Raw genomic sequence first — 25237 nt, 5'->3', positions numbered from 1 at the left:
GGCGAAAACCCGTGCGCCAGCTGACCACACAACAAACGGGACATACTGGGAGTAACACATGAAACCAACCAAAACTCTGCTGACAGCGGCGGCTCTGGCCACAGCCGCCGGGGGCGTATCCGCCGAAGAGATGACCATCGTCTCGTGGGGCGGTGCCTATTCCAAATCGCAGCTCAAGGCTTATCACGAGCCCTATTCGGAGAAGACAGGCGTCACCATCCTGAACGATGACAGCTCGAACGAGGCCGTCGCCAAGCTGCGCGCGATGAACGAAGCGGGCAACATCACCTGGGACGTGGTGGATGTTGTGGCCTCGGACGCGATTCGCCTGTGCGACGAAGGCCTGGCGATGGAAATCGACTTTGACAGCCAGCTGGCCCCGGCCCCTGATGGCACGCCCGCATCGGAAGATTTCGGCGACCTGCTGGTCAGCGACTGCTTCATTCCGCAGATTGTCTATTCGACCACCTTCGGCTATCGCACCGATCTGGTCGGTGACACCCCGCCGACCGATATCTGCGCCGTGTTTGATCTGGAAGCCTATCCGGGCAAGCGCTCGCTGGAAAAACGCCCGATCAACAACATGGAATGGGCGCTGCTTTGTGACGGTGTAGCCAAGGACGACGTGTATGACGTTCTGGCAACCTCGGAAGGGCAGGAGCAGGCTCTGGCGAAGCTGGACACCATCAAGGACAGCGTTGTCTGGTGGTCTGCCGGTGCCGATACGCCGCAACTGCTGGCCGATGGCGAGGTTGTTATGGGCTCGACCTATAACGGTCGTCTGTTCAGCGTGATCGAAGAGCAGAAGCAGCCCGTTGCCATGCTGTGGGACGCGCAGGTGTTCGACCTTGACGGCTGGATCATTCCCGCCGGTCTGAGCGAAGAGCGCCAGCAGCGCGCACTGGATTACATCATGTTCGCGACCGATACGCAGCGTCTGGCGGATCAGGCCAAGTACATCTCGTACGGTCCGGCCCGTGCCTCGTCGGCTCCGCTGGTTGGCAAGCATGCCGATCTGGGCATCGACATGGCACCGCACATGCCGACCGATCCGGAAAACGCCAAGAACACGTTCCTGTATAACTACGAGTTCTGGGCCGACTACCGCGACGACATCGACGCCAAATTCCAGGCGTGGCTGGCGCAATAAGCGTCTAATTTCGTGATACAGTCGGGGGCGGTGCGCCGCCCCCGGACCAAAGAAAACCCAAGGGGCACCGATGACTGACGCAAGCCAAAACGCAGGACCCATGCTGGCCGCGGATGGAACGCCGCTCAAGCAATCGCTGGCACGTTCGTTGCGGCGGCAAAAGCTGCGCGCGCTGATGCTGGTGGCCCCTTTGCTGCTGTTCGTGCTTTTCTCGTTCATCGTACCGATTGCGGCGATGCTGTTCCGGTCAGTTGAAAACAGCATTGTGCAAGAAACGCTGCCCCTGACGGTCGAAGCGCTGCAAAGTTGGGATGAGACCAGCGGTGAACTGCCCGATGAGGCGGTCTATGACGCCTTTGTCCGCGACATGGTTGTGGCTGTCGACAACAAAACCCACACCCGGCTGGGCTCGCGTCTGAACTATGAAGAGACCGGCATGTCCTCGATGTTCCGCCGCTCGGGCCGGAAAATGGGCAAGCTGGACCCCGAAACCGATGGGCCGTTCAAGGACCAGGTGATCGAGATTCACGAGGGCTGGGGCGATCCCAACACGTGGGCGGTGATGAAGACCCACTCACCTGCCGTTACCAACGGATACTTCCTGAACGCGGTCGATATGCGCCGCACGCCCGAAGGCGCGCAGTCGCAGCCCGAAGACAAACAGATCCTGATCAAGCTGTTCGGACGCACCCTGTTCATGTCGCTGGTGATCACCGCATCGTGCATTCTGCTGGCCTATCCGGTCAGTTACCTGCTGGCGACGTTGCCGATGCGGGTGTCGAACCTGCTGATGATATTGGTGCTGTTACCGTTCTGGACCTCACTTCTGGTGCGAACGTCCGCATGGAAGGTGATGTTGCAGCAGCAGGGCGTGATCAATGAAACGCTCGTGTGGCTGGGGCTGGTGGCAGATGACGCGCGATTGGTGATCATCAACAACCAGTTCGGCACGATCATCGCCATGACGCATATCCTGCTGCCGTTCATGATCCTGCCGATGTATTCCGTGATGCAGACCATCCCCGAATCCTACACCCGCGCCGCGAAATCCATGGGCGCGACCAACTGGACGACTTTCTGGCGCATCTACTTCCCACAATCCATCCCGGGCATCGGCGCAGGCTCGATCCTCGTGTTTATCCTGGCGATTGGCTACTACATCACGCCCGAGATCGTGGGCGGCACCAAGGGTGTCTTTATCTCGAACCGGATCGCGTACCACATCTCATCCTCGCTGAACTGGGGGCTGGCCGCGGCGCTGGGGACGATCCTGCTGGGGGTCGTGCTGTTGCTCTACTGGGTCTACGACAAGATCGTGGGCATTGATAACGTGAAGCTGGGATAATCGACATGGCCGCACTGACACCGATATCCCGCAAACCTCTGTCCATGGTCCTGCCCAGTGTTGCACTGGCAGGGGCCTTTGCCGGCATCTTCGTCGGGGCGGGCAATGGCTCGGTCTTCCTCGGGCTTCTGGGCGGGGCCGTCCTGATTGCAGGGCTGGCCTGGGTCTACATCAACGTTGTAAAAAACGAAAAACTGGCGCGCTGGGTCAACATCATCGGGTTCGGCCTTGTTGGGTTTTTGGTGGCTGGCCCGATGGGCGGCGTTCTGGGGCTGCTGGGCGGCTGGTTCTTCATCTGGTTCACCTACTGGCTGTACGAGGGGCGCTACCGGCGCAAACTGCTGCCCTATCTGACCCCAAAACAGGTGTTTTATCACTATCTGTTCCGCGTGATCTGCGGCGCGATCTTCGTCTTCCTGATCACCCCGATCCTTGTGGTTCTGCCCCTGTCGTTCAACGCACAGGATTTTTTCACCTTCACGCCGGAAATGCTGCGGCTGGACCCCGAGGGGTACTCGCTGAAGCACTACCGCGATTTCTTCACCAATAATGAATGGCAGCGCAGCTTCAAGAACTCGCTGATCATCGCGCCGATTGCGACGGTTATTTCGGTGACATTGGGCACTCTGGCCGCCATCGGGCTGAGCCAGTCCCACGTTCCGGGGCGGCGGGCGATCATGGGTATCCTGATCTCTCCGATGATCGTGCCGCTGATCATCTCAGCTACCGGCATGTTCTTTTTCTACAGCGATATCGGCCGGTTCCTTGAGGGGACGCTGGGGATGAACAAGAACTTTGTGGGCTATCTGAAGGTAATTCTGGCCCACGCGGTTTTGGGTATTCCATTCGTAATCATCACCGTCACCGCAACGCTCGTGGGCTTTGACCGGTCTCTGACGCGCGCCGCCGCAAATATGGGGGCGGGCCCGGTCCGCACGTTCTTCAAGATCCAGATGCCGCTGATCCTGCCGGGTGTGATCTCGGGCGGTTTGTTTGCCTTCATCACCTCATTCGATGAGGTTGTCGTGGTCCTGTTTGTGGGCTCCGCCAGCCAGAAGACCTTGCCCTGGCAGATGTTCACCGGCCTGCGCGAACAGATCAGCCCGACCATTCTGGCGGTGGCGACGATCCTTGTGGTTCTGTCGATTGCCCTGCTGACCACGGTTGAACTGCTGCGGCGTCGCTCAGAGCGATTGCGGGGGCTTTCGCCCGCTTGACGGACGATCTGCGCTGATCTAACGATTTACCCGTTCATCCCAGCCGCGATGGCGTCGCGGAGCGCTTGGGATGATCGGCTCTCGGACCCCGAGACCGCCTGTCCTGAACGCCGGGACATGTGGCCGGGCTTTGCACACCCGGCAGAGATGAGAGACCAGATATGACAGACCTTTCAAACCGCCCCGAGTTCTTCACCTGCCACAATGGCGACAAGGCCCCGCTGCCGTTCAGCAAGGCCGAGTATGATCGCCGTCTTGGCAAACTGCGCGCCATCATGGCGGCACGGGATATCCCGGTGGTACTGCTGACGTCGATGCAGAACATCGCCTACTACTCGGGGTTTTTGTATTGCTCCTTCGGACGGCCCTATGGCTGCGTCGTGACGCAGGACGCCTGCACCACGGTCTCGGCCAATATCGACGCGGGCCAGCCCTGGCGACGCTCGGTTGAGGGCAATGTGATCTACACCGACTGGAAGCGCGACAACTACTGGCGAGCCGTGGCCAGCCTGATCGGTGGAGCGAAACGGATCGGGGTCGAAAGTGACCACATGACACTGGCCGCCCGCGACACCGCGCTTGCGATGCTGGGCCAGCCCGAACTGATCGACATCGCGCCTGACACCATGGCCGCGCGCATGGTTAAGTCCGCCGAAGAGATCGAACTGATCAAAGGCGGCGCGCGAACCGCTGACGTGGGCGGAGCGGCCATCCACGCCGCCATCCGCGAAGGTGCCACCGAGATTGAGATCGCCATGGCTGGCCGCGACGCGATGGAGGCGGAAATCGCCCGCGCCTATCCTGAAGCTGAGTACCGCGACACATGGGTCTGGTTCCAGTCGGGTCTCAACACCGATGGGGCGCACAACCCGGTCACCAAACGTGCGCTGCAAAAGGGCGATATCCTGTCGCTGAACACCTTCCCGATGATCTCGGGCTACTACACCGCGCTGGAACGGACCCTGTTTCTGGGCGAGCCGGATGCCGACAGCCTGCGCATCTGGAACGCCAACGTGGCCGCGCATGAACTGGGCCTGAGCCTGATCAAGCCCGGTGCCACTTGTTCCGGCATCACCGCCGAGATTAACCGCTTCTTTGCCGACGAGGGCTTGCTGAAATATCGCTCGTTCGGCTACGGCCACTCCTTCGGCGTGCTCAGCCACTACTATGGCCGCGAGGCCGGGCTGGAGTTGCGCGAAGACATCGACACGGTATTGGAGCCGGGCATGGTCGTCTCAATAGAGCCGATGCTGTGGATTCCTGAGGATCAACCCGGTGCTGGCGGGTACCGCGAGCATGATATTCTGGTGGTCAAAGAAGACGGGGCCGAGAATATCACCGGTTTCCCATACGGACCGGGTCACAACATCATCGGGGCCTGACAGGGGAGGGTGGAGCTATGGCTCCACCCCATCTCAAACCCTCCGCGCGCGTTCGTGAAAGATGAAGCCAAGGAAGTTCAGCAGAAGCTGCGCCGCCAGTATCTGCGTGCTCTCGGTCGGGTCATAGGCGGGGGCAACTTCGACTAGGTCGATGCCAACCACGTCGCCTCTTTTGGCGAGGTCCTGAAGGATTTCCAGAACGTCGTAATACAGAAACCCCCCGTGGCTGGGGGTCCCGGTTCCGGCCGCGATTGAGGGGCAAAAGGCGTCGATATCGATGGTCACGTAGTATCGAGCGCCTTCGGGAATACGGTCCAGAACGGCCTCGGTTCCCAGTTTCCGAACCTGACGCACGGACAGGATGTCAGACCCGCGCGCACGGGCGTCTTCGTAGCCTTCTTTGGCGGTGGAAGACACGTTCCGAATGCCCAGCTGGGTCATGCCCGACACATAATCCTTTTCGATTGCGCGGCGCATCGGATTGCCATGCCCGTTTGTGACCCCATGGCGCTCATCCACGAAATCCAGATGCGCATCAATTTGAACCACATGGATCGGGCCGTTTTGCGCGCAGTCGTCTTTGAATGCCGAGATGCAAGGAATATTGATCGAATGGTCGCCACCGATCACAAGCGGCAACGCCCCGGCACTCAGAATCTTGCGGACCCCAAAGGCGATGTTCTCGTGGCTCGCCTCGGTCTTGGTGTGGATGACATCGGCATCCCCCATATCGACGATCCGAACCGAGCTATCCAGATACGTCGCATCATCCTCGTGGTCATAAGCACCGGCATGGCCAAAGCTGAACAGGGTCGACGCCTCGCGCACCGCCCGAGGGCCAAACCGCGCCCCGGCGCGCCATTGCGTGCCGAAGTCGAAAGGCGCGCCCAGCACGCATACGTCCGCGTCAATGTCATCCCAGTTCTCGACATATGGGGATTTTCCGAATGTCGAGATTCCGACGAAAGGCAGATTAAGCCGACCAGACGCATACCCATGATCCTGCAATTTTCAATCCTTTCGATGGCAGTGTCACTTCGTGTGTATGTGAACATGAGAACGCGCTGTATTGGAACCAAATTCGGATTGATCAACCGGGTCCGTCGCTCTCAACTGGCACACCCAACCCGACTTTCTTTCGCCCCATTACAACCGATGTCCGAAAACGACGGACGTTTGAATTGTCGAAGAACAGCCGCTTGGTAAGTTCCTGAAAGTCGTCCATATCCCTCGCAGTGCAGACCAGACAGAAATCGGCGTCCCCAGTGATATAATAGCACTGCTGGACCATGGGCTCAGACTGCACCTGACGTGCGAACGCGTCGATCTGATCCTGACGTTCACGTTCCAATTCGACCATGACGATGAAACTCATCGCGATGCCCAGCTTTTTGGGGTCAACAATAGCGACTTCGGAGAGAATGGCACCCGAAGCTCTGAGCGCCTTGAGCCGCCGTTGGACGGATGCAACGGACAGACCGGTCTCGGACGCAAGCGTCTCAAGACCCATCTTTGCGTCGGATTGCATCAGTTGCAGCAGGTTGCGGTCGAACTGATCGAGTTTCATATTCTGCCTATTGTGAGAAATTTTCCCGAAAATTTAGCGAATCTGATCATAATATATCGCGCATTGTGCGTACAACTCTTTATATGGAAAACTCTACGATACTCGACGTTGCGCAGCCGCTGGCTCTGCTAACCGCATGCCCGGCCTATAAGCCAAGTCCCCTGGAAACCCGTAGCTTCCGAGGGCGATCAATTTTAATCAAAGACGAAACCAACCGGATGGGCCTGGGCGCGTTCAAAGCGCTCGGTGGCGTTTACGCTGTGGCCAAGCTGATCGAAACGCGCGTTGGTTGCCCGTTAGAACCCGGCGCTTTTCTCGAGGAACCCATCAAGGACATTGCACGCGCTATGACCTTTGTCTGTGCCAGCGCGGGCAATCACGGCATGGCCGTGGCAGCGGGCGCTCGGCTCTTTGGCGCAAAGGCGCGTATCCATCTGGCCGAAACCGTGCCAGAGGACTTCGCCATCCGTCTGCGGGACAAAGGTGCCGAGGTTGTTCGATCCGGCGACGATTATGAGGCGAGCGTTAGGGCAGCCATTGCCGATGCCGAGGCGACCGGTGCCATTCACCTCGCCGACGGATCGTGGCCCGGATACACCGAACCACCCCGGCTGGTGATGGAAGGGTACACCGTTATTGCCGAAGAAATGCGCAACGCGTTGGAGGCTGAGGGAACATGGCCAAGCCATGTGTATTTGCAGGCCGGCGTCGGCGGACTGGCAGCGGGGGTTGCTTACATGATCCGGTCCAACTGGCCGGTTCAGCCTAAGATCACCGTTGTCGAACCGGACGCTGCCCCGTGCCTCAAGGAAAGCGCCCGCGCTGGAGAGATCGTTGCTGTCGATGGCCCGGTGTCAAACATGGGGCGTCTGGATTGCAAAACACCGTCGATGCTGGCTTTGAACATATTGAAAAACTGCGCCGATGATTGGGTGACGATCAGTGATCAGCAGGCCTTGGACGCGGTCACGCAGGCACGCGAGCTGGGATATTCCACGACACCATCCGGCGTGGCTGGGCTGGCGGCCTGTTTGAGGGATGAGGCGGATTTGCCGTTGGTCATCCTGTCAGAAGGAAGTGTCGCTTGAACGAAGGCCCCCGACACTGGTCTGAGGGCCTCCGTTCTGTTCCGATCAGGAAATCAACGAGTCGTCACCAACTCGACCCCAAGCGTGTTCTGAACGTCCAGCAGATGGTTGTGGATCGTGATAACGGGTGAACCCGCAAACAGCAGCCCAACTCCGTTCAGGTCAAAATCCATCAGCAAGCTGCCAGAGTCGCCGCCAGCCGCCATTGCGGTCGTCAGGATCTGGTGGCGGAAGGTTGCAACACCTGCCGCGCCGAACCCGACCTGGACCGTTGCGTTGGTGGCCAGAACCACCCCGGCGGTCACTTCGGTCGTGCGGCCAACTTTCAGGACGTTCATAAGCGGGAACGCCTGACCAACCCCGGTCGGGGCCGCAGCGCCAAGGATTGACGCGGTGACATTGCGGCTGTCGGTCGGGCGGGCCACCGCAGCGTCGACCAGATTGTACCCGCTTGCGCCGAACACAATCTCTTCGGTACGCTCGAAAGTCGCCACCATGTCCGAGGGGAACAGGCCGCCATCCACCGGCCCCGGCTGCAGAATCTTGTCACCCGGACGGGCCTGATTGACATCCGCCAGCACGTGGTTGTTGGACAGGATCAGATAATCGCTCTCGCAATCCTGGCGATACCCGTCGCAGTCGCACCCTTTCTCGACCTTGCAACAGCACCGCCGCACGTCCCGCACCAGAGCACCGAACGTACCGGCCGTGATATTGTAGTGCCCGATGCTGTAACCGGGCAAAGCGGGCCGGACCTTTGCGTTGAACGCAAGCGCCTCGATCTCGCCGACTTCGACGACATCGGTGGGCACGCCATCAATTCTCGAAGGGACCTTGGACCCCTTGTCGAGATTTGCAGACTTCTGCTTGGCTGTGACATAGACGGTCAGGCTGCTTTGATCCCCCGGAGTTCCGCCCTTGACCTTTTTCGAGGCGGCGACACCGACCACATTGTCCATGGCCAAAAGCTCGGCCTCGTGCTTGTCCTGCACTTCCGCGATACGTGCAATATCGCCCATCGCAGCCAGACGTTGTTCATCAGGGGCACCTTGCTGCTGTTTCGCAAAAGCAGTCCACGAATCTGCAGATTTCTGACCGGTTTTCTGTTGGGCACTTGTCCATTTCGAAAGATTTTTGGGCATAATTTACTCCTAAAAATGAAGTTCTTGTCAGAAAATACACGCTCCGTCCCGACCCGAAATAAGGTCACGGATAGTTAGTCATTGACTGAGTGGAGCGAGATTCAATCATACCATAGACAACTATAATGCGAAACAGCCGTCACCCTGTTTTGGCGGCAATCCGCCTTAATGGGGGGGCGTGCCATGCCATGCTCTGGTTGTTTTCTGAAGCGGAGAACTTATATTTGATAGCCAAAGTAGAGTATAGTCAGATCGATTGGTGGGTGCGGGAACAGGGCCGGACCAGAGGTCGGCAAATACTCGACTGGCTTGGGAAAGCATGACAAGATGATTGCCCAGATTTTGATTGTTGCCATGAGCAACGCATTCACCGTTTCACCGGCAGATCGCAGCGCAAACGGTTTTCACCCGAGTTCCGTATTGGAGGGTCCAATGACAAAGACACCGGGACCAAATTGGTCAACAGATCAGATCGCCGCCGGACGTCAATTCGCGGACGGATGGCGGAAGTTTGCTGCGGCAACGGAAGCAGAGCAATCGCTGGCCGGGGACCGAGCAAAAGTTGCAGATGTTCTGGCCCGGCACGAGGCCGAGTTGATGCGCTACCCGCATGTGGTGGCTGTGGCGGACGGCGTCTGTCGCGATGACGATGGCTCTGCCTGTATCGTTGTATATGTCCAAAACAAGGTCTCGCAGGAAGAGTTGAGCGAAGACCAGCGGTTTCCGGACGAGATCGAAGGCGTTCGGGTGGACGTGGTCGAGGTTGGGCAAATCGATGCCCTTCCCTTGGAGTGATCAGCGGGTCGTTCTATCTACACATCTAACAGCTGCCTGAGCCGCAATTCCTCAGTTGCGCCAGACACTTTAGGACGCATCATGCGCTGCTGGCTGTAGCTTCATTGGCCTGATGTCCGGCGTTGCCTTTAGCTGTCAAGCATCTCAAGCACGGCGTCTCGCTCGGACAACACCAACAGCAAGGCAAGATCACCTGGTTCAAGCCGCTCTAATATCATCGAGACGGCCTGCGGGGGTGACGATGCTCTGAGCACCTGTTGTGGGTTATATCCGTGTTCCGAGACTGACTTTTCGATCAGATCGGGGATTTCTCCCAAGTCGCGACCTCTCAGATAACCTTCCAGTTCGGCTGCGACGATGATGTCGGGGTGGAAGTTCAACGCGGTTGCCGTGACGTCGCGGATGTCCTGATCGGACCGGTCCCCGGCATGGCTGAGCATGATGAACCGCCGTTTTGCAGGCAGGTCGGACAGGGCGTCGCACACCGCCGCGATCGAATGCGGGTTGTGGGCAAAATCGACAAAGACCCGCGCGCCGTTATAGCTGAACTCATTGCAGCGGCCCGGATTGTCCTTGGCGTCGGGTTTGAACCCGGACAGGCCGTCGCGAACCGCCTGTTTGGGCAAATCCAACGCCAGTGCGAGGCACAGGGCTGCCAGCGCGTTCTGGGTGTTGTATTTAGCGGCTCCGCCCATGGTTAGGGGAACGTCGGCGACGGAGAGGATCACTTGCTCGACCGTGCCGTCGAAGAAGATGATATCGCCTTGCCGCACATAGGCGCAGCATTTGCCCGCGCCCCGCGCTTGCCGGATCAGATCGCTTTGCGCGTCCAGCGAGAACCACCAGATGTTTGCCTGAGTGCGTTCCGCTTCGGCCCGGACAAAGGCGTCATCGGCGTTCAGGGCCAGCACGCCACCTTTCGCCAGTGTGCGGTGGACGGCGAATTTTGCCTCGGCCAGTTCCGGGACTGTGTTGACGCCGTATTGCCCCAGATGGTCATTCGCCACATTGGTCACTGCCGCTGCCGTGGCAGCGCGGGTGGGCAGGCCGCGGCGGAGGATGCCGCCTCGGGCGACTTCGAGGCAGGCGATTTCAAGCCGTTTGTCGCGCAGCAGCATCCGCCCGCCGCCGGGACCCGAGTAATCGCCCCGGTCCAGAATGTCGTCGCCCACCCGCACAAACTCGGTCGAGGTCAGCCCTGCTACCTTGCCCGAGGCGCGGGCGATTGCCTCAAGTAACCGGGTCGTCGTGGTTTTACCATTGGTGCCGGTGATGAAGGCGACCGGGATATTGTGGAGGCTGGACCAGTCCACATCATCCGGGGCGGGCAGGGCATCGACCGGCCAGACCTGACTGCCGGTGCCGTGCCCGATTGAAATCTCGTCATCATCGCAGAGGATGTCCACGCCATGCGCCTCGGCGGCTTCGATCAGGGTGATCAGGGCGGGATTGGCCTCTTTGACCATGACGCCATGCACATCCGCCACCATCTGATCGAAATCGCCGGGGGTGGCCCCCAAAAGCTCGGCGGCACAGAAATGCCAGGCGGTCTGGGCTGCGAAAATCGCGGAATAAAGCTGATCCATCGGGGCCGAGATCGCCAGATTGACGCCGCCGGTGAAGGTGCGGTGGGTCAGGCCTTGTGCCTGCCAACCAAGCGCATCCAGCACCCGGCGGGCATGGACCTGCCAAAGTGCTGTAACCTGCGCTGCGTCGATGTCGGTGAAAAACACATCCATCACCGCGCCGGGCCTGTCCCAGAGCAGGCCGGGCCCGGTAAGGCGTCTGGCATCGTCCACACGGATATGATCGGCGGTCGCGCTTTCGATGGTCAGCGCGGTTTCAAGCTCTTCGATCCGGTCCATTCCGGTGCCTCCGCCTAGTCCGCGTCTTCGCTGATGTCGCGGGCCAGACGCACGCCACGCTCGTCCCGGATCAGATTTTGATCGCTCTCGAACATATCTTCGAAGGACGTCTCGACCGGGATGGCTGCGGGTGTCGCTTCGGCCTTAGGGGCGTCGCCCTCCGAGTTGAAGTAGACGATCTGTTTCCAGCACCGCGCGGTGTCGTCGCCGAAAATCACCAGCAGATCGCCCGGCACGGCCATGTTCAGCACGGCGTTCACGGCCTCGACCTCATCGGGAATGATCGAGATTGCGTCTTCCGGCGTGCCGTTGTCGATCAGCGCCTGTCGCAGCATTTGCGGGACCTCGTCATGCCCGCGTCCGCGACGGCGGTCATCGGCCTTGCAGATGAAATGGTCGAAATGCCCGGCCAGCGCGGCCCCGGCATCGGCAATATCCTCGTCCCGCCGGTCGCCCGGCATCGAGGCGACGCACAACCTGCGGCCCGCAACTTCCATCTGATCGGCCAGCGATGACAGCGCCTTGAGCGCTGCGGGGTTGTGGCCATAGTCCAGGATCACCTTGAAGGGATGTTCGTCATAGACATTCATCCGCCCCGGTGCCTGGAAATAGCTGGTGTCAAAGGTCCGCAGCCCGTGGCGGATATTGTCCAGATCCACCCCGAAACTATAGGCCATCGCGGCGGCAAACATGGCGTTCTGCACATTGAAGATCGCCTTGCCCTCAAGCGCGGCAGGGATCAGATGCGACCACAGCACCGGGATATGCAAGCCGTGATCGTAGATCGTGAGCATGTCGCCATTCATGCCCTGTTCCAGCACGATGGCCTTACCGCCCGCCTTAATGTGCTCTTTCACCAGGCTGTGGCCCGGGTTCGTCGTGACATAGAAAATCTGGTCGGCACCGGCGTAATCGGCCATTTTCAGACAGTTGATATCATCAGCATTCAGCACTGCCGTATCCGTAGCGCTTTCGACGACGACGCGCTTGACCACGGCCAGTTCCTCGACCGTGTTGATGCCGCCAAGGCCCAGATGGTCTGCCGAGACGTTCAGACAGGCCGCCACGTTCGAGCGCTGATATCCCAGACCCGAGCGCACCAGCCCGCCGCGCGCGGTTTCCATAACCGCGAAATCGACCATCGGGTCGCGCAGCACGATCTGGGCCGATTTGGGCCCGGTCATATCGCCCTTGACGCTCAGCTTGCCGTCCACATAGACGCCATCGGTCGAGGTCATGCCAACGGTCTTGCCGCTGGTTTTCATGATATGGCCCAGCATTCGCGAGGTTGTGGTCTTGCCGTTGGTCCCGGTGATCGCCGCGATCGGGATGCGGGTTTCCTCATTAGCGGGGAACAGCATGTCGATCACCTTGCCCGCCACGTCGCGCGGCTGCCCCTCAGAGGGGGCCACATGCATCCGGAAACCGGGGGCGGCGTTCACCTCGACAATCGCGCCGCCGATTTCCTTGTAGGATTTGGTGATGTCGTCGATCAGGAAATCGACACCGCCCACATCCAGCCCAACGGCCATGATGGCGCGCTCGGCCATGTCACGGTTGTCGGGGTGGACCACATCCGTCAGGTCGATGGCGGTGCCGCCGGTCGACAGGTTCGCCGTTGAGCGCAGATAGAAAATCTCTCCGTCCGGCAGAACGGTTTGTTCGGTGATGCCTGCGCTTTCCATCAGACGCTTGGCCTGGTTGTCGATCTCGAGCATGGTCAGCACTTTTTCGTGCCCGATTCCCCGGCGGGGGTCCTCGTTCACGATGGCGACCAGTTCGGCAATCGTATGTTCGCCGTCGCCAACCACATGGCCCGGGACCCGTTTGGCCACGGCGACCAGCTTGTTGTCCACAACCAGCATGCGGTGATCGAAACCGGTGATAAAGCTTTCCACCAGAATGGCCCGGCTGCGGGAATGTTCCTTGGCTTCGGCGAAACCGGCCTCAACCTCGGAGGCCGAGTTCAGGTTGATCGAAACGCCGCGCCCGTGATTGGCGTTGAGCGGCTTGATCACGACCGGAAAGCCGATGCGCCCGGCCGCCTGAACCGCTTCGCGTTCGGTGTAGACCATGCGCTGTTGCGGAACCGGTAGGCCCAGATCGTTCAGCAGGTTGTGGGTGTCTTCCTTGTCGCACGAGATTTCGACCGAGATGTGCTTGGTCTCGGAGGTAATGGTCGCCTGAATGCGCTTTTGAAACTTGCCGTGCCCGAACTGCACCAGCGAGCCCGAGTTCAGCCGGATCCACGGGATATCACGTTCCTGCGCAGCCTTGACCAGCGACCCGGTCGAGGGGCCGAATTCCTTGCGCTGCGCCCGCAGGACAAAGCTGCGCAGCTCGTGATCCCAGTTGAATTCCGGGTCGAACTCATAACCCACCTGATCTTTCAGGGATTGCGGCAGCAGATGCATCAGCAGCCGCAGCGCCAGCTTGCCCGCGGCCAGACCAACATCGCGCTGGCGGTATTCATAAACCATGTTGTACTGGCCGGGCTCACCGGTGCCGCGCGTCCGACCAAAGGTGACATCGGAACCAGCCACGTTCTGCACCTCGATGGCGCAATGTTCCAGCACGTGACCCAGCCACGTGCCCTCATCCTCGCGCAGGCGGCGGATGAACCCGCCGGGTTCGCGATAGGAACAGCCGTGCTCTGCCAGTCCGGGGAGGGCTTCGACCAGCGCGTCTATGAACTCGGGACCAATTTTTGCCGATGGCCACTCTTCCAGTATGCCCAGATCAATGACGTGGCGAATGACAGGAAAACTTGCCCAGACATTCGGGCCGACAAAGACATTAGTCGAGAGTATTTTCATGAGGCTCCCCGTTGGTTAGCTTGTTATTCCCCTCCGCCGGGGGCCTCGTCGCCGGATAAATTCGGCAACGTGCAGAACGCCATATGCTCATCCGGCGGAAAAGCCTGGCGAGCCGCCAGATCATAACGGCACCCTTCGCCCAGAACGTCAAGCCGAAGTCCCAGCAGGCTGAGCGCTTCGCCACGCCGCGCGTCCCACATAGACGAGTGGGTCAGGTTGCTGGCATCGACAACTGTGACGCTGCCGCTGCCGACAACCTCGAAGACGTTGTCGGGCCCGATAAAGGCGGCGGTGTCTTCGTCAATGCCCAGACCGATCAGAAAAGGGTTGAAAGACGATGCGGTTAGCAGGCGGCCCAGCCGGTTGCGCTGGGTGAAATGCTGGTCGATGATGACCGCGTTGGTCAGCCCCATGCCCGGGGCTAGCGTGATGTTGCCTTCTGCGGGCGCGGCGTTGCTGCTGCCGCCGGCCACCATATGTTCCGACATGATCGAGGCCCCCGCCGAGGTTCCTGCAACCGGGATACCCGCCGCGTTCCGGCGGCGGATTTTTTGTGCAACCAGCGTACCGCCCAGAATCGCCGACAGGCGCAGCTGATTCCCGCCGGTCATGAAAATCCCGGTGGCGCGATCCAACACCTCGGCATAGTCGGGGTTGTCGCAATCCGCCCGCCGCGAAATGGGCAGGAACTCGACCTTGCCCGCGCCGAGTTCCGAGAAGATGCGGTTATAGTCCGGCCCGGTTTCCTCGAGCATCGAGGCCGTCGGGATGACGACGATATCGGCATCCGCGCCACCAGAGAGTTCGACGAATTTGCGGTGGATCTGCATTTCCTTGACGCGGTCTTCACCGCCGCCAATCGGGATGATGAACCCGCGCGGGGTCTCTGCATCAACGGGTGCAGGGCACATATCTTAACTACCTTCCGGTGCTGAAGCGGGCAGCCACCGGGACCGCGCGGACGCTTATACCTGTTCGTACACACCGCGCCGGGCAATCTGGCCTTCGCGGACATGCCATTCCCCCCGGGAGTACCACATGCCGCACCGCAGAGTTTTCGTCAAGAACCACCGGACCCGCAGGCGTGGCCACTTTCATGCAGTCTTTGCGGTGCAGTTCAAGCTGATCGGTACCTGCGAGGGCCGGTTTGAGGGCCCCGCAGCGTATCGGATCAATGAAGGTCCTTCGAGAAACGCGGTAAATCCTCGTCTTTGCATCAAAAACACCCCGGCAACTCATGTTGATCATGCCGCCGGAATGTTGATGTTCCTTTGGCAAAGATCAGACACGCCCGACAGCGGCAAATGTCATTCGCTGCTCTCCGACCGGTCCGAATTCGTCCGAAATTTCGGTTCGGTTAGCCAACTTTCACCACCATTTTCCCAAAGTTGCCTCCGGCCAGCAGTTGATTGAATGCGTCCGGTGCATTCTCCAACCCTTCAACCACATGTTCTTTGTAGTGGATTGACCCATCCGCCAACCAGGCCGTCATGTCGCGGACAAACTCCTGATACACGTCGGCACCGAAATTGTCGTAGATGATGAAACCCTGCATTTTGACCTTCATCCGCAAGAGCGTGCCCATGATTACGGGGCCCATATCCGGGCCGTCCGGCAGACCGGGCAGGTTGTACCAGGACACAATCCCGCAGACAGGGACGCGCGCGAACGGGTTCAACAGCGGCAGCACCGCGTATAGCACCTTGCCCCCGACGTTTTCGAAATAGACGTCAATGCCGTCCGGGCAGGCCTCGCGCAATTGGGCCGCCAAATCATCGGACCGGTGGTCCAGACAGGCATCAAACCCAAGGTTCTCGACAACATGCGCGCATTTCTCTGCCCCGCCAGCGATGCCGACCACGCGGCACCCTTTGAGCTTTGCGATCTGACCAACTGTTGAACCAACCGGGCCCGCCGCGGCCGCCACGACGACCGTTTCACCGGCTTTGGGCTCTCCGATTTTCAGAAGTCCGGCATAGGCCGTGTATCCTGGCATCCCGAGAACACCCAGCGACCAAGAGGGGTCGTCCGGGGATTTGCCCAGATTGACGACCTGCGATCCGTCTGAAACCGCATAATCCTGCCATCCGCTTGTGTTGAGCACATAATCCCCGGCCTCGTAGCCTTCGATGTTTGATGTAACCACCTGTCCCACGGCCTGAGCCGTCATGACGCCGCCAATTGGAACAGGTTCGGCATAGGATTTGCCGTCATTCATACGCCCCCGCATGTAGGGGTCCAGCGACAGATACACCGTGCGCACCAGCATCTCTTCTGGGCCGGGTTGGGGGATTTCCGTAGTCTCAAGGCGCAGGGTGTTCTCGTCCGGCTGTCCTTTGGGACGTTCGGCCAGAACGATGCGGCGATTGGCGGTGGATGTCTGGGGCATTGTGACCTCGTGCAAAGCAGATTTCCTGCAGCAGAAACCGTATGGGGCCCGAGTGCAACCAAAACAGTTGGGGCGGGCGCTGCGTGAAATGCGTTTGCGGGGCGTACAGTTCCTTTAGAGCTCATAAACTTTAAGCTTAAAATATTTTTACTTGAAAGGACTCATTTCCCGATCTAGCCTTGTCGGTAATCAGCCTTGGAGGAGAAGCATTTCATGCGCATTGCATGTTTGGGCGGTGGTCCGGCGGGTCTCTATTTCGGGATATCCATGAAGCTGCGCGACCCGTCGTCCGAGGTTGTGGTGATCGAACGCAACCGGGCCGATGATACCTTTGGCTGGGGCGTGGTTCTGTCGGATGAAACGCTGGACAACCTGGCCGCGAACGACCGCATCAGCGCTGAGGCTATCCGCAAACATTTCGCCTATTGGGATGACGTGGCGCTGGTGCATCAGGGCCAGCGAACGGTCTCCAGCGGCCATGGCTTTTGCGGTATCGGGCGCAAGCAACTGTTGTTGATCCTACAGGACCGTGCCCGAGAGTTGGGCGTTGAAATGCGGTTTGAGACCGAGGTGGAAAGCGCCTCGGCTTATATGGATGAATTCGACGTGGTGGTGGCCGCGGACGGGCTGAACTCAAAAACGCGGTCGGAATTTGCCGAGGTTTTTAAGCCCGAAATCGACGAGCGACTGTGCCAGTTCGTGTGGCTCGGCACGCATCAGAAATTTGACGACGCGTTCACCTTTATCTTCGAGCATACCGACAAGGGATGGGTCTGGGCGCATGCCTATCAGTTCGACGATGACACCGCGACCTTCATTGTCGAATGCACGCAAGAGACCTTTGATGCCTACGGGTTTGGCGAGATGAGCCAGGCGGACTCGATCAAGGTCTGCGAGGAGATTTTCCGCGATCATCTGGGTGGTCATTCCCTGATGTCCAATGCCAATCATATCCGGGGATCTGCCTGGCTGCGCTTCCCCCGGGTGCTCTGCGAAAAGTGGAGTCACAAGAATGTTGTCCTGATGGGCGACGCGGCGGCGACAGCGCATTTCTCGATCGGATCGGGCAGCAAACTGGCGATGGAAAGTGCGATTGCGCTGGCAGACTACATCGTCAGCGAAGATACGCTGGAGGCCGCGTTTGCCCGCTATGAGGACGAGCGGCGGCTAGAGGTTTTGCGGCTGCAGTCAGCGGCGCGGAACTCTCTGGAATGGTTCGAGAATGTGGAACGGTATCTGCATCTTGATCCGGTGCAGCTGAACTATTCGATGCTGACCCGCTCGCAACGGATCAGTCACGAGAACCTACGCGAACGCGATGCCGCGTGGTTGAAACGGGCCGAAGGCTGGTTCCTGCAGCAGGCCGGTGTCGGGGCTAACGCGCCCGTCCGGGCCCCGATGTTCGCGCCGCTTCGGTTGCGGGATATGAGCCTGAAGAACCGTGTCGTCGTCTCGCCCATGGCGCAGTACAAGGCGGTCGATGGCTGCCCGACCGACTGGCATCTGATCCACTATGGCGAACGCGCCAAGGGCGGGGCCGGGCTGGTCTATACCGAGATGACCTGTGTCGCCGCCGACGGGCGGATCACCCCCGGTTGTCCGGGCCTTTATGCGCCCGAACATGAGGCCGCATGGAGGCGGCTGACGGATTTTGTCCATGCCGAGACCCAAGCGAAAATCTGCTGCCAGATTGGTCATGCCGGGCGAAAAGGTTCGACCCGTTTGGGGTGGGAGGGCATGGATCAGCCGTTGGAGGCGGGCAATTGGCCGATCATTTCAGCTTCCGACATCCCGTGGTCTGACAACAATGCCGTGCCCAAGGCGATGGACCGCGCCGATATGGATCGGGTCACGGCTGAATTCGTCGCCGCCGCCGAAATGGCCGACCGCGCGGGCTTTGACATGATCGAACTGCACGCGGCGCATGGGTATCTGATCTCGTCCTTCATCTCGCCTCTGTCGAACACGCGCGACGATGAGTATGGCGGGGCGCTGGAGAACCGGATGCGCTATCCGCTGGAGATTTTCGGCGCAATGCGTGCGGTCTGGCCCGAAAGCAAGCCGATGGCCGTTCGTATATCGGCCAGCGATTGGACGGGGGATCACGGGGTGACACCGGAAGAGGCGGTCGAGATTTCCAGGATGTTCGCCGCTGCGGGGGCTGACATCGTCGATGTGTCCGCAGGCCAGACCTCGACCGAGGCCGAGCCTGTATACGGGCGCATGTTCCAGACCCCGTTCTCGGACCGCATCCGCAACGAGGCCGGGATCAGGACGATGGCGGTTGGCAATATCTATGAACCCGACCATGTGAACTCGATCCTGATGGCTGGAAGGGCCGATCTCGTCTGTCTGGCGCGCCCGCATCTGAATGATCCTTATTGGACACTGCACGCCGCAACCGCCATCGGCGACCGACAGGAAGTGTGGCCGAAACCCTATGAGGCAGGGCGCGATCAGGCGTGGCGAGTGGCCGACCGGGAAGCGGAATTGGAGTTGAAGGCATGAGACGGGTCCTGGTCACAGGCGGTGGTACCGGTATCGGTCGGGCGATTGCCCGCGCTTTTACCGAAGAAGGCGACGATGTCACAATCTGTGGTCGTCGGTTAGAGCCGTTAAAGGGTGCCTCGCAGGGCTTTGAAATGACGTTGAAACAGGTGGATGTGACGGACGAGAATTCAGTCGCGGACCTGTTTGAAACCCCGTTTGACGTCGTGATCGCCAATGCCGGGATCGCGCGCACGGGGAAGGTGAAAGACCTGTCGCTAACCGATTGGAATGACACGCTGAACACCACGCTGACCGGGGTATTCCTGACTTTCCGTGCAGCACTCAGGGGCATGGAGCCGGGCGGGCGGCTGATCGCCATCGCCTCGACAGCATCCTTGCAGGGCGGCGCGACGCTGGCGGCCTATTCTGCTGCCAAGCACGGGGTGCTGGGTCTGGTGCGCTCGACCGCCAAGGAAGTCGCGAAAAGCGGGATCACCTGTAATGCCATCTGTCCGGGCTTCGTCGACACTGAAATGGCCACCAACGCGGCGCGCGGTGTGGCCGAGAAATTCAACGTGGACGAAGCGACAGCGATGGAAAAGATCACCGCCGCCAACCCCATGCACCGTCTGATCGCCCCCGAAGAGGTCGCGGCGACGGCGGTCTTTCTGGCCTCGAAAGGGGCGGCATCGATCAACGGGCATGGCCTCAGCGTCTCGGGGGGCGAGGTATGAGCCAGAGCTTGGCAAAAATCCCGCTTGAACCGGCCTCGAAAGAACGCCTGCGCCTCTGGCTGCGGCTTTTGAAAACCACCCGCGCCATCGAAGGACAGTTGCGTGAAAACCTGCGCGATGAGTTCAAAACCACGCTGCCCCGGTTCGATGTGATGGCTGCGCTGTCGCGGTATGAGGACGGCCTGAAAATGAGCCAGATTTCCGGTGCGCTGCGGGTGTCCAACGGAAACGTAACCGGGATCGTGGATCGGCTGGTCGAAGACGGCCATCTGGAGCGTGTGGCCGTCCCCGGTGACCGGCGCGCGCATCGGGTTCGCATGACGCGGCAGGGGCGCGCGGAATTCGCCCGTCAGGCCTCGGCCCATGAGGCGTGGATTGCCGACCTGCTGGGCCAGTTCTCGGCCGAAGAAGCCCGTGCCTTGGCCGCCGAATTTAACATGCCGGAGGACGCCGATGCGCAGTGACACGAAGCACTTCCAGTGCCAGATCGAAAACCGGATTGCCACCGTGGCGCTGAACCGGCCCGAGCGGAAAAACCCGTTGACGTTTGAAAGCTATGCGGAACTGCGCGACTGGTTCCGTGATTTGATCTATGCGGATGACGTGGATGCTGTGATCTTTGCCTCAAATGGCGGCAATTTCTCGTCCGGTGGGGATGTGCATGACATCATCGGGCCGCTGACGCGCATGAATATGAAAGAGCTTTTGGCCTTTACCCGGATGACCGGAGATCTGGTCAAAGCGATGGTGAATTGCGGCAAGCCGGTCATTGCGGCGATTGACGGGGTCTGCGTCGGCGCAGGGGCGATCATCGCCATGGCCTCGGACCTGCGCATCGCGACTCCCGAGGCCAAATGCGCTTTTCTGTTCACCCGGGTCGGTCTTGCGGGCTGTGACATGGGCGCCTGTGCCATCCTGCCCCGGATCATCGGGCAGGGTCGGGCGGCGGAGCTGCTGTATACCGGCCGGTCGATGACCGCAGTTGAGGGTGCAGACTGGGGGTTCTACAACCGGATTGTCCCTGCGGATGCACTGGATGGTGCCGCGCACGAACTGGCCGAGCGGATCGCGGCGGGGCCAAACTTTGCGCATATGATGACCAAGACGATGCTGGCGCAGGAATGGTCGATGTCGATTGAACAGGCGATTGAAGCCGAGGCTCAGGCGCAGGCCATCTGCATGCAGACCGGCGATTTCGAACGCGCCTACAATGCCTTCGTAGCCAAAGAAAAACCAGTGTTCGAGGGCGATTGATGGCGGATCAGAGTTTCCTCGACTGGCCCTTCTTTGAACCCCGCCACCGCGACTGGGCCGCGCGGGTCGAGCAGGTCGCTGCGGGTCTGGACGTGGATCACGCCAACACCGATGCCGCATGCCGCAGGCTGGTGGCGACCTTGGGTGAGGCGGGCCTACTGCGCGTAACAGGTGACGAGAATGGTCAGTTGGACGTGCGTACCCTCTGTCTGGCGCGCGAGACCTTGGCGCGCCACGACGGGCTGGCGGATTTCGCCTTTGCCATGCAGGGGCTGGGGACCGGGGCGATTTCTCTGTTCGGCTCGGACGCGCAAAAGGCACAGTGGCTGCCCAAAACGCGGGCGGGGCGGGCCATCTCGGCCTTTGCCCTGACCGAGCCGCAATCGGGTTCGGACGTGGCCAATTCCACGATGACCGCCACGCGGGACGGCGATAGCTACGTTCTGAATGGCGAGAAAACGTGGATATCGAACGGTGGCATCGCAGACGTTTATACTCTCTTTGCCCGGACGGGAGAGGCCCCGGGGGCCAAGGGCCTGTCAGCTTTCATCGTCACGCCCGGCCTGCCGGGGTTCGATGTGGTCGAGCGGTTGGACACCATCGCGCCGCACCCTCTCGCGCGGCTCAGGTTTACCGATTGCCGCGTGCCTGCGGGTGCGATAATCGGCGCGCCGGGGCAGGGGTTTCGCATTGCCATGTCGGTGCTGGACGTCTTCCGCTCGACCGTGGCCGCCGCCGCCTTGGGCTTTGCCCGCCGCGCGCTGGACGAGGCGTTGCAGCGGGTCACCACCCGGCGGGTGCAGGGCGCGCCGCTATTCGATCTGCAGATGGTGCAGGGCCACATCGCCGACATGGCGCTGGACGTGGACGCAAGCGCCTTGTTGATCTACCGCGCGGCCTGGGCCAAGGACAGCGGCGCGCCCCGGATTACCCGCGAAGCCGCCATGGCCAAGCTTTATGCCACGGATCAGGCCCAGCAGGTGATCGATAAGGCGGTTCAGCTGTTCGGCGGCGAGGGCGTGCGCTCGGGCAATTCCGTCGAGAAGCTCTATCGGGAAATCCGCGCGTTGCGCATCTATGAGGGCGCGTCCGATGTGCAAAAAGTGATCATCGCGCGTGCGGCTCAGGCGGCACATATGGGAGGTTCGTGATGCTTGGTCCTTCGGCCCATACCGACACATTCGCACGAGATAATCTGCCGCCTCAGGAGCAGTGGCCGGACTTCCTGCTGGACGGATTCGAGTATCCCGATCGGTTGAATGTCGGCTACGAACTCACTGATGCAATGGTGGAAAAAGGCTTTGCGGACAACACCGCGCTGATCGGCAATGGTCGCCTGCGCACCTATAAGGAACTGACGGACTGGACCAACCGTCTGGCCCATGCGCTGGTCGAGGATTTGGGCGTCGAACCCGGCAACCGGGTGCTGATCCGGTCGGCAAACAACCCGGCCATGGTCGCCTGTTGGCTGGCCGCCACCAAGGTGGGTGCGGTGGTGGTGAATACGATGCCGATGTTACGGGCGTCGGAGCTAACCAAATATGTCGACAAAGCCGAGATTCAGTTCGCGCTCTGCGATACGCGGCTGATGGATGAGATGTCGGCCTGCGCCAAGGGCAGTCAATTCCTAAAGACGGTGGTGGGTTTTGACGGCACCTCGAACCACGACGCCGAACTGGACCGGCTGGCGCTGGAAAAGCCGGTGAAGTTCGACTGCGTCGCCACCGGGCGCGATGACGTTGCGTTGCTGGGGTTCACATCGGGGTCCACCGGAGAGCCCAAGGCGACGATGCATTTCCACCGGGACATTCTGATCATCGCCGACGGCTATGCGCGCGAGGTTCTGGGTGTGACGCAAGAGGATGTCTTTGTCGGTTCACCGCCGCTAGCTTTCACCTTCGGTCTGGGCGGGCTGGCGGTCTTTCCCCTGCGCTTCGGGGCGACGGCAACTTTGCTGGAACAGGCCTCGCCCCCCGGTATGATCGAGATCATCGAGAAATACAAAGCGACCGTTTGCTTCACCGCGCCGACCGCCTATCGCGTCATGCTGAATGCGATGGATGAGGGCGCGGACCTGTCCAGCCTGCGCGCCGCCGTCTCGGCCGGTGAGACTTTGCCCAAGCCCATCTATGACGACTGGATGGCCAAGACCGGCAAACCGATGCTCGACGGGATCGGCGCAACTGAACTGCTGCATATCTTCATCAGCAATCGTTTTGACGATCACCAGCCTGCCTGCACCGGCAAGCCTGTCTCTGGCTATCAGGCCAAGGTGCTGTGCCCCGACGGGTCCGAGGCCGATATTGGTGAGGTCGGTCGTCTGGCCGTGCGGGGCCCGACCGGCTGCCGCTATCTGAACGATGATCGGCAGGCGGGCTATGTTGCGGATGGCTGGAACATTACAGGCGACAGTTTCTCGAAGGACGGCGACGGCTATTTCCACTTCGCCGCCCGCAATGACGACATGATCGTTTCGTCGGGCTACAACATCGCGGGCCCCGAGGTCGAGGCCGCGCTTCTGTCGCATCCCGCCGTCGCAGAATGCGCGGTGATCGGCGTGCCGGACAAGGAGCGGGGCCATATCGTGCAGGCGCATGTGGTTCTGGCCGAAGGCACCGAACCGTCAGATGCCACGGTCGAAGCGCTGCAAGAGCACGTTAAAACCGCCATCGCCCCCTACAAGTACCCGCGCAGCGTTGTTTTCTGCGACGACCTGCCGAAAACGCAGACCGGCAAGGTGCAACGGTTCAGGCTTAAGGCAGAAGCGGTTGCAAGCTGATGAAACCTAACCATAATCGCCGGGATTGGGGCGTGAAGCTGATAACCAACAAGGGGAGACTGAAATGAAGAAACTACTTATGGCCGCCGCCGCAACGGCGCTGTGCACCTCATCGGCACTGGCCGAGGTTAAGGTCGGGATGATCACAACGCTGTCTGGCGGCGGGGCGGGGCTGGGTATTGATGTGCGCGACGGCTTCATGCTGGCCATTGCGCAGTCGGGCCGCGACGATATCGACGTCGTGATCGAGGACGATCAGCGCAAACCCGACATTGCCGTGCAACTGTCGGATAAAATGATCCAGTCCGAGCGCGTGGATGTGATGACTGGCATCATCTGGTCGAACCTTGCAATGGCCGTTGTGCCTGCAGCCGTGAACCAGAACGTGTTCTATCTGTCGCCGAACGCTGGACCGTCGCCTCTGGCGGGCAAAAACTGTCATCAGAACTATTTCAACGTGGCCTGGCAAAACGACAACCTGCACGAGGCCGCAGGGGCGTATGCCAACGGTGCCGGATACAAAAACAGCTTCATCCTCGCCCCGAACTACCCGGCGGGAACGGACGCGCTGACGGGTTACAAACGCTTCTTCGAAGGGGATCTGGCGGGTGAGGTCTATACCCAGCTTGGTCAAACGGATTACGCCGCCGAACTGGCCCAGATTCGGGCCAGCGATGCGGACAGCGTGTTCTTCTTTCTGCCAGGCGGTATGGGGATTTCCTTCCTCAAGCAATACGCGGACAGCGGCATTGATCTGCCGGTGGTCGGCCCGGCCTTCAGCTTCGATCAGGGGATCCTGCAGGCGGTTGGCGATGCGGCGCTGGGCGTGGTGAATACCTCGCAATGGAACAAGGATATCGACAATCCGACCAACGCGGCCTTTGTCGAAAGCTTCCAGGCGGAATACGGGCGTCTGCCGTCGCTCTATGCAAGTCAGGGTTTTGACACGGCGAACCTGTTGCTGTCTGCGCTGGAAAAAGCCGATCCGTCGGATGCCGATGCGTTCCGTGAAGCGCTGCGCGCCGCCGAATTTGACAGCACACGCGGCGATTTCTCATTCGGGTCGAACCACCACCCGGTACAGACGATCTATGCGCGCGAGGTGATCAAGGATGGCGACGTCTTCACCAACAAGATCATCGGCACCGCGCTGGAAAACCACTCGGACGCCTATGCGGCTGACTGCAAGATGTAAGCCCTTTGCGCGCCCGGCCTCGGGCGCGC

20 protein-coding genes are annotated in these 25237 nt (G+C 60.3%); 13 read left to right on the top strand and 7 right to left on the bottom strand.

Features of this window, described 5'->3' with window-relative positions; all coding sequences use genetic code 11:
• The first annotated feature begins 58 nt into the window (after positions 1-58).
• From ACR0NJ_RS12495 to ACR0NJ_RS12480, 4 genes are all read left to right on the top strand, one after another.
• Positions 59-1150 carry an extracellular solute-binding protein gene (locus ACR0NJ_RS12495; RefSeq protein ID WP_480817463.1) on the top strand — a complete coding sequence of 364 codons (1092 nt, stop codon included), beginning with the start codon at positions 59-61 and terminating at the stop codon, positions 1148-1150.
• A gap of 70 nt (positions 1151-1220) precedes the next feature.
• Positions 1221-2495, top strand: coding sequence for an ABC transporter permease (locus ACR0NJ_RS12490; protein ID WP_480817462.1), 1275 nt, complete (start codon positions 1221-1223; stop codon positions 2493-2495).
• Between the two features lie 5 nt (positions 2496-2500).
• Positions 2501-3712, top strand: a complete 1212-nt coding sequence (locus tag ACR0NJ_RS12485; RefSeq protein ID WP_480817461.1) for an ABC transporter permease — start codon at positions 2501-2503, stop codon at positions 3710-3712.
• 161 nt (positions 3713-3873) lie between these two features.
• The gene (locus ACR0NJ_RS12480) at positions 3874-5094 is read left to right on the top strand and encodes an aminopeptidase P family protein (protein WP_480817460.1); all 1221 of its coding nucleotides are present in this window, start codon (positions 3874-3876) and stop codon (positions 5092-5094) included.
• A gap of 33 nt (positions 5095-5127) precedes the next feature.
• Here ACR0NJ_RS12480 and speB read toward each other — a convergent pair whose 3' ends face one another.
• Positions 5128-6102 carry an agmatinase gene (gene speB, locus ACR0NJ_RS12475; protein WP_480817459.1) on the bottom strand — a complete coding sequence of 325 codons (975 nt, stop codon included), beginning with the start codon at positions 6100-6102 and terminating at the stop codon, positions 5128-5130.
• 82 nt (positions 6103-6184) lie between these two features.
• Positions 6185-6661, bottom strand: a complete 477-nt coding sequence (locus tag ACR0NJ_RS12470) for an Lrp/AsnC family transcriptional regulator (protein ID WP_480817458.1) — start codon at positions 6659-6661, stop codon at positions 6185-6187.
• A gap of 83 nt (positions 6662-6744) precedes the next feature.
• Here ACR0NJ_RS12470 and ACR0NJ_RS12465 point away from each other — a divergent pair, with 83 nt between their 5' ends.
• A complete protein-coding gene (locus tag ACR0NJ_RS12465; RefSeq protein ID WP_480817457.1) occupies positions 6745-7749 on the top strand; it encodes a pyridoxal-phosphate dependent enzyme in 1005 nt (334 codons plus the stop codon).
• 53 nt (positions 7750-7802) lie between these two features.
• Here the strand turns inward: ACR0NJ_RS12465 and ACR0NJ_RS12460 are convergent, their stop codons facing one another.
• Positions 7803-8891 carry a chymotrypsin family serine protease gene (locus tag ACR0NJ_RS12460; protein WP_480817456.1) on the bottom strand — a complete coding sequence of 363 codons (1089 nt, stop codon included), beginning with the start codon at positions 8889-8891 and terminating at the stop codon, positions 7803-7805.
• A 432-nt stretch (positions 8892-9323) separates the two neighbouring features.
• On the opposite strand from ACR0NJ_RS12460, the gene ACR0NJ_RS12455 reads away from it, so the two are divergent.
• Positions 9324-9686: a hypothetical protein gene (locus ACR0NJ_RS12455; RefSeq protein ID WP_480817455.1), complete on the top strand. Its 363-nt coding sequence runs from the start codon at positions 9324-9326 to the stop codon at positions 9684-9686.
• Between the two features lie 128 nt (positions 9687-9814).
• Here ACR0NJ_RS12455 and ACR0NJ_RS12450 read toward each other — a convergent pair whose 3' ends face one another.
• The 4 genes from ACR0NJ_RS12450 to ACR0NJ_RS12435 form a co-directional block, all read right to left on the bottom strand.
• Complete coding sequence (locus tag ACR0NJ_RS12450; protein WP_480817454.1) at positions 9815-11551, bottom strand: Mur ligase family protein; 1737 nt, start codon at positions 11549-11551, stop codon at positions 9815-9817.
• Positions 11552-11565: 14 nt separating this feature from the next.
• Positions 11566-14367, bottom strand: a complete 2802-nt coding sequence (gene cphA, locus ACR0NJ_RS12445; RefSeq protein ID WP_480817453.1) for a cyanophycin synthetase — start codon at positions 14365-14367, stop codon at positions 11566-11568.
• Positions 14368-14390: 23 nt separating this feature from the next.
• Complete coding sequence (locus ACR0NJ_RS12440) at positions 14391-15278, bottom strand: cyanophycinase (protein WP_480817452.1); 888 nt, start codon at positions 15276-15278, stop codon at positions 14391-14393.
• A 446-nt stretch (positions 15279-15724) separates the two neighbouring features.
• The gene (locus ACR0NJ_RS12435) at positions 15725-16756 is read right to left on the bottom strand and encodes an NADP-dependent oxidoreductase (RefSeq protein ID WP_480817451.1); all 1032 of its coding nucleotides are present in this window, start codon (positions 16754-16756) and stop codon (positions 15725-15727) included.
• A gap of 213 nt (positions 16757-16969) precedes the next feature.
• Here ACR0NJ_RS12435 and ACR0NJ_RS12430 point away from each other — a divergent pair, with 213 nt between their 5' ends.
• The 7 genes from ACR0NJ_RS12430 (at position 16970) to ACR0NJ_RS12400 (ending at position 25208) form a co-directional block, all read left to right on the top strand.
• Positions 16970-19264: a bifunctional salicylyl-CoA 5-hydroxylase/oxidoreductase gene (locus ACR0NJ_RS12430; RefSeq protein WP_480817450.1), complete on the top strand. Its 2295-nt coding sequence runs from the start codon at positions 16970-16972 to the stop codon at positions 19262-19264.
• Positions 19261-19980, top strand: a complete 720-nt coding sequence (locus tag ACR0NJ_RS12425) for an SDR family NAD(P)-dependent oxidoreductase (RefSeq protein ID WP_480817449.1) — start codon at positions 19261-19263, stop codon at positions 19978-19980. The genes ACR0NJ_RS12430 and ACR0NJ_RS12425 overlap by 4 nt, the downstream gene beginning before the upstream one ends.
• Complete coding sequence (locus ACR0NJ_RS12420; RefSeq protein WP_480817448.1) at positions 19977-20444, top strand: MarR family winged helix-turn-helix transcriptional regulator; 468 nt, start codon at positions 19977-19979, stop codon at positions 20442-20444. Before ACR0NJ_RS12425 ends, ACR0NJ_RS12420 begins: the two co-directional genes overlap by 4 nt.
• Positions 20434-21234, top strand: a complete 801-nt coding sequence (locus ACR0NJ_RS12415; protein WP_480817447.1) for an enoyl-CoA hydratase family protein — start codon at positions 20434-20436, stop codon at positions 21232-21234. The genes ACR0NJ_RS12420 and ACR0NJ_RS12415 overlap by 11 nt, the downstream gene beginning before the upstream one ends.
• On the top strand, positions 21234-22385 hold the full coding sequence (locus ACR0NJ_RS12410) for an acyl-CoA dehydrogenase family protein (RefSeq protein WP_480817446.1): 1152 nt from the start codon (positions 21234-21236) through the stop codon (positions 22383-22385). The genes ACR0NJ_RS12415 and ACR0NJ_RS12410 overlap by 1 nt, the downstream gene beginning before the upstream one ends.
• Positions 22385-24013, top strand: coding sequence for an AMP-binding protein (locus ACR0NJ_RS12405; RefSeq protein ID WP_480817445.1), 1629 nt, complete (start codon positions 22385-22387; stop codon positions 24011-24013). Before ACR0NJ_RS12410 ends, ACR0NJ_RS12405 begins: the two co-directional genes overlap by 1 nt.
• A 64-nt stretch (positions 24014-24077) precedes the next feature.
• The gene (locus tag ACR0NJ_RS12400; protein WP_480817444.1) at positions 24078-25208 is read left to right on the top strand and encodes an ABC transporter substrate-binding protein; all 1131 of its coding nucleotides are present in this window, start codon (positions 24078-24080) and stop codon (positions 25206-25208) included.
• Positions 25209-25237 lie beyond the last annotated feature (29 nt).

The sequence above is a fragment of the Ruegeria sp. F11 genome, from assembly GCF_056533855.1.
This window is presented reverse-complemented; position numbering and strand designations above follow the sequence as displayed.

Coding starts and splice junctions, on each gene's coding strand:
- ACR0NJ_RS12495 (WP_480817463.1), top strand. CDS start 59: ATGAAACCAACCAAAACTCTGCTGACAGCGGCGGCTCTGGCCACAGCC.
- ACR0NJ_RS12490 (WP_480817462.1), top strand. CDS start 1,221: ATGACTGACGCAAGCCAAAACGCAGGACCCATGCTGGCCGCGGATGGA.
- ACR0NJ_RS12485 (WP_480817461.1), top strand. CDS start 2,501: ATGGCCGCACTGACACCGATATCCCGCAAACCTCTGTCCATGGTCCTG.
- ACR0NJ_RS12480 (WP_480817460.1), top strand. CDS start 3,874: ATGACAGACCTTTCAAACCGCCCCGAGTTCTTCACCTGCCACAATGGC.
- ACR0NJ_RS12470 (WP_480817458.1), bottom strand. CDS start 6,661: ATGAAACTCGATCAGTTCGACCGCAACCTGCTGCAACTGATGCAATCC.
- ACR0NJ_RS12465 (WP_480817457.1), top strand. CDS start 6,745: ATGGAAAACTCTACGATACTCGACGTTGCGCAGCCGCTGGCTCTGCTA.
- ACR0NJ_RS12460 (WP_480817456.1), bottom strand. CDS start 8,891: ATGCCCAAAAATCTTTCGAAATGGACAAGTGCCCAACAGAAAACCGGT.
- ACR0NJ_RS12455 (WP_480817455.1), top strand. CDS start 9,324: ATGACAAAGACACCGGGACCAAATTGGTCAACAGATCAGATCGCCGCC.
- ACR0NJ_RS12450 (WP_480817454.1), bottom strand. CDS start 11,551: ATGGACCGGATCGAAGAGCTTGAAACCGCGCTGACCATCGAAAGCGCG.
- cphA (WP_480817453.1), bottom strand. CDS start 14,367: ATGAAAATACTCTCGACTAATGTCTTTGTCGGCCCGAATGTCTGGGCA.
- ACR0NJ_RS12440 (WP_480817452.1), bottom strand. CDS start 15,278: ATGTGCCCTGCACCCGTTGATGCAGAGACCCCGCGCGGGTTCATCATC.
- ACR0NJ_RS12435 (WP_480817451.1), bottom strand. CDS start 16,756: ATGCCCCAGACATCCACCGCCAATCGCCGCATCGTTCTGGCCGAACGT.
- ACR0NJ_RS12430 (WP_480817450.1), top strand. CDS start 16,970: ATGCGCATTGCATGTTTGGGCGGTGGTCCGGCGGGTCTCTATTTCGGG.
- ACR0NJ_RS12425 (WP_480817449.1), top strand. CDS start 19,261: ATGAGACGGGTCCTGGTCACAGGCGGTGGTACCGGTATCGGTCGGGCG.
- ACR0NJ_RS12420 (WP_480817448.1), top strand. CDS start 19,977: ATGAGCCAGAGCTTGGCAAAAATCCCGCTTGAACCGGCCTCGAAAGAA.
- ACR0NJ_RS12415 (WP_480817447.1), top strand. CDS start 20,434: ATGCGCAGTGACACGAAGCACTTCCAGTGCCAGATCGAAAACCGGATT.
- ACR0NJ_RS12410 (WP_480817446.1), top strand. CDS start 21,234: ATGGCGGATCAGAGTTTCCTCGACTGGCCCTTCTTTGAACCCCGCCAC.
- ACR0NJ_RS12405 (WP_480817445.1), top strand. CDS start 22,385: ATGCTTGGTCCTTCGGCCCATACCGACACATTCGCACGAGATAATCTG.
- ACR0NJ_RS12400 (WP_480817444.1), top strand. CDS start 24,078: ATGAAGAAACTACTTATGGCCGCCGCCGCAACGGCGCTGTGCACCTCA.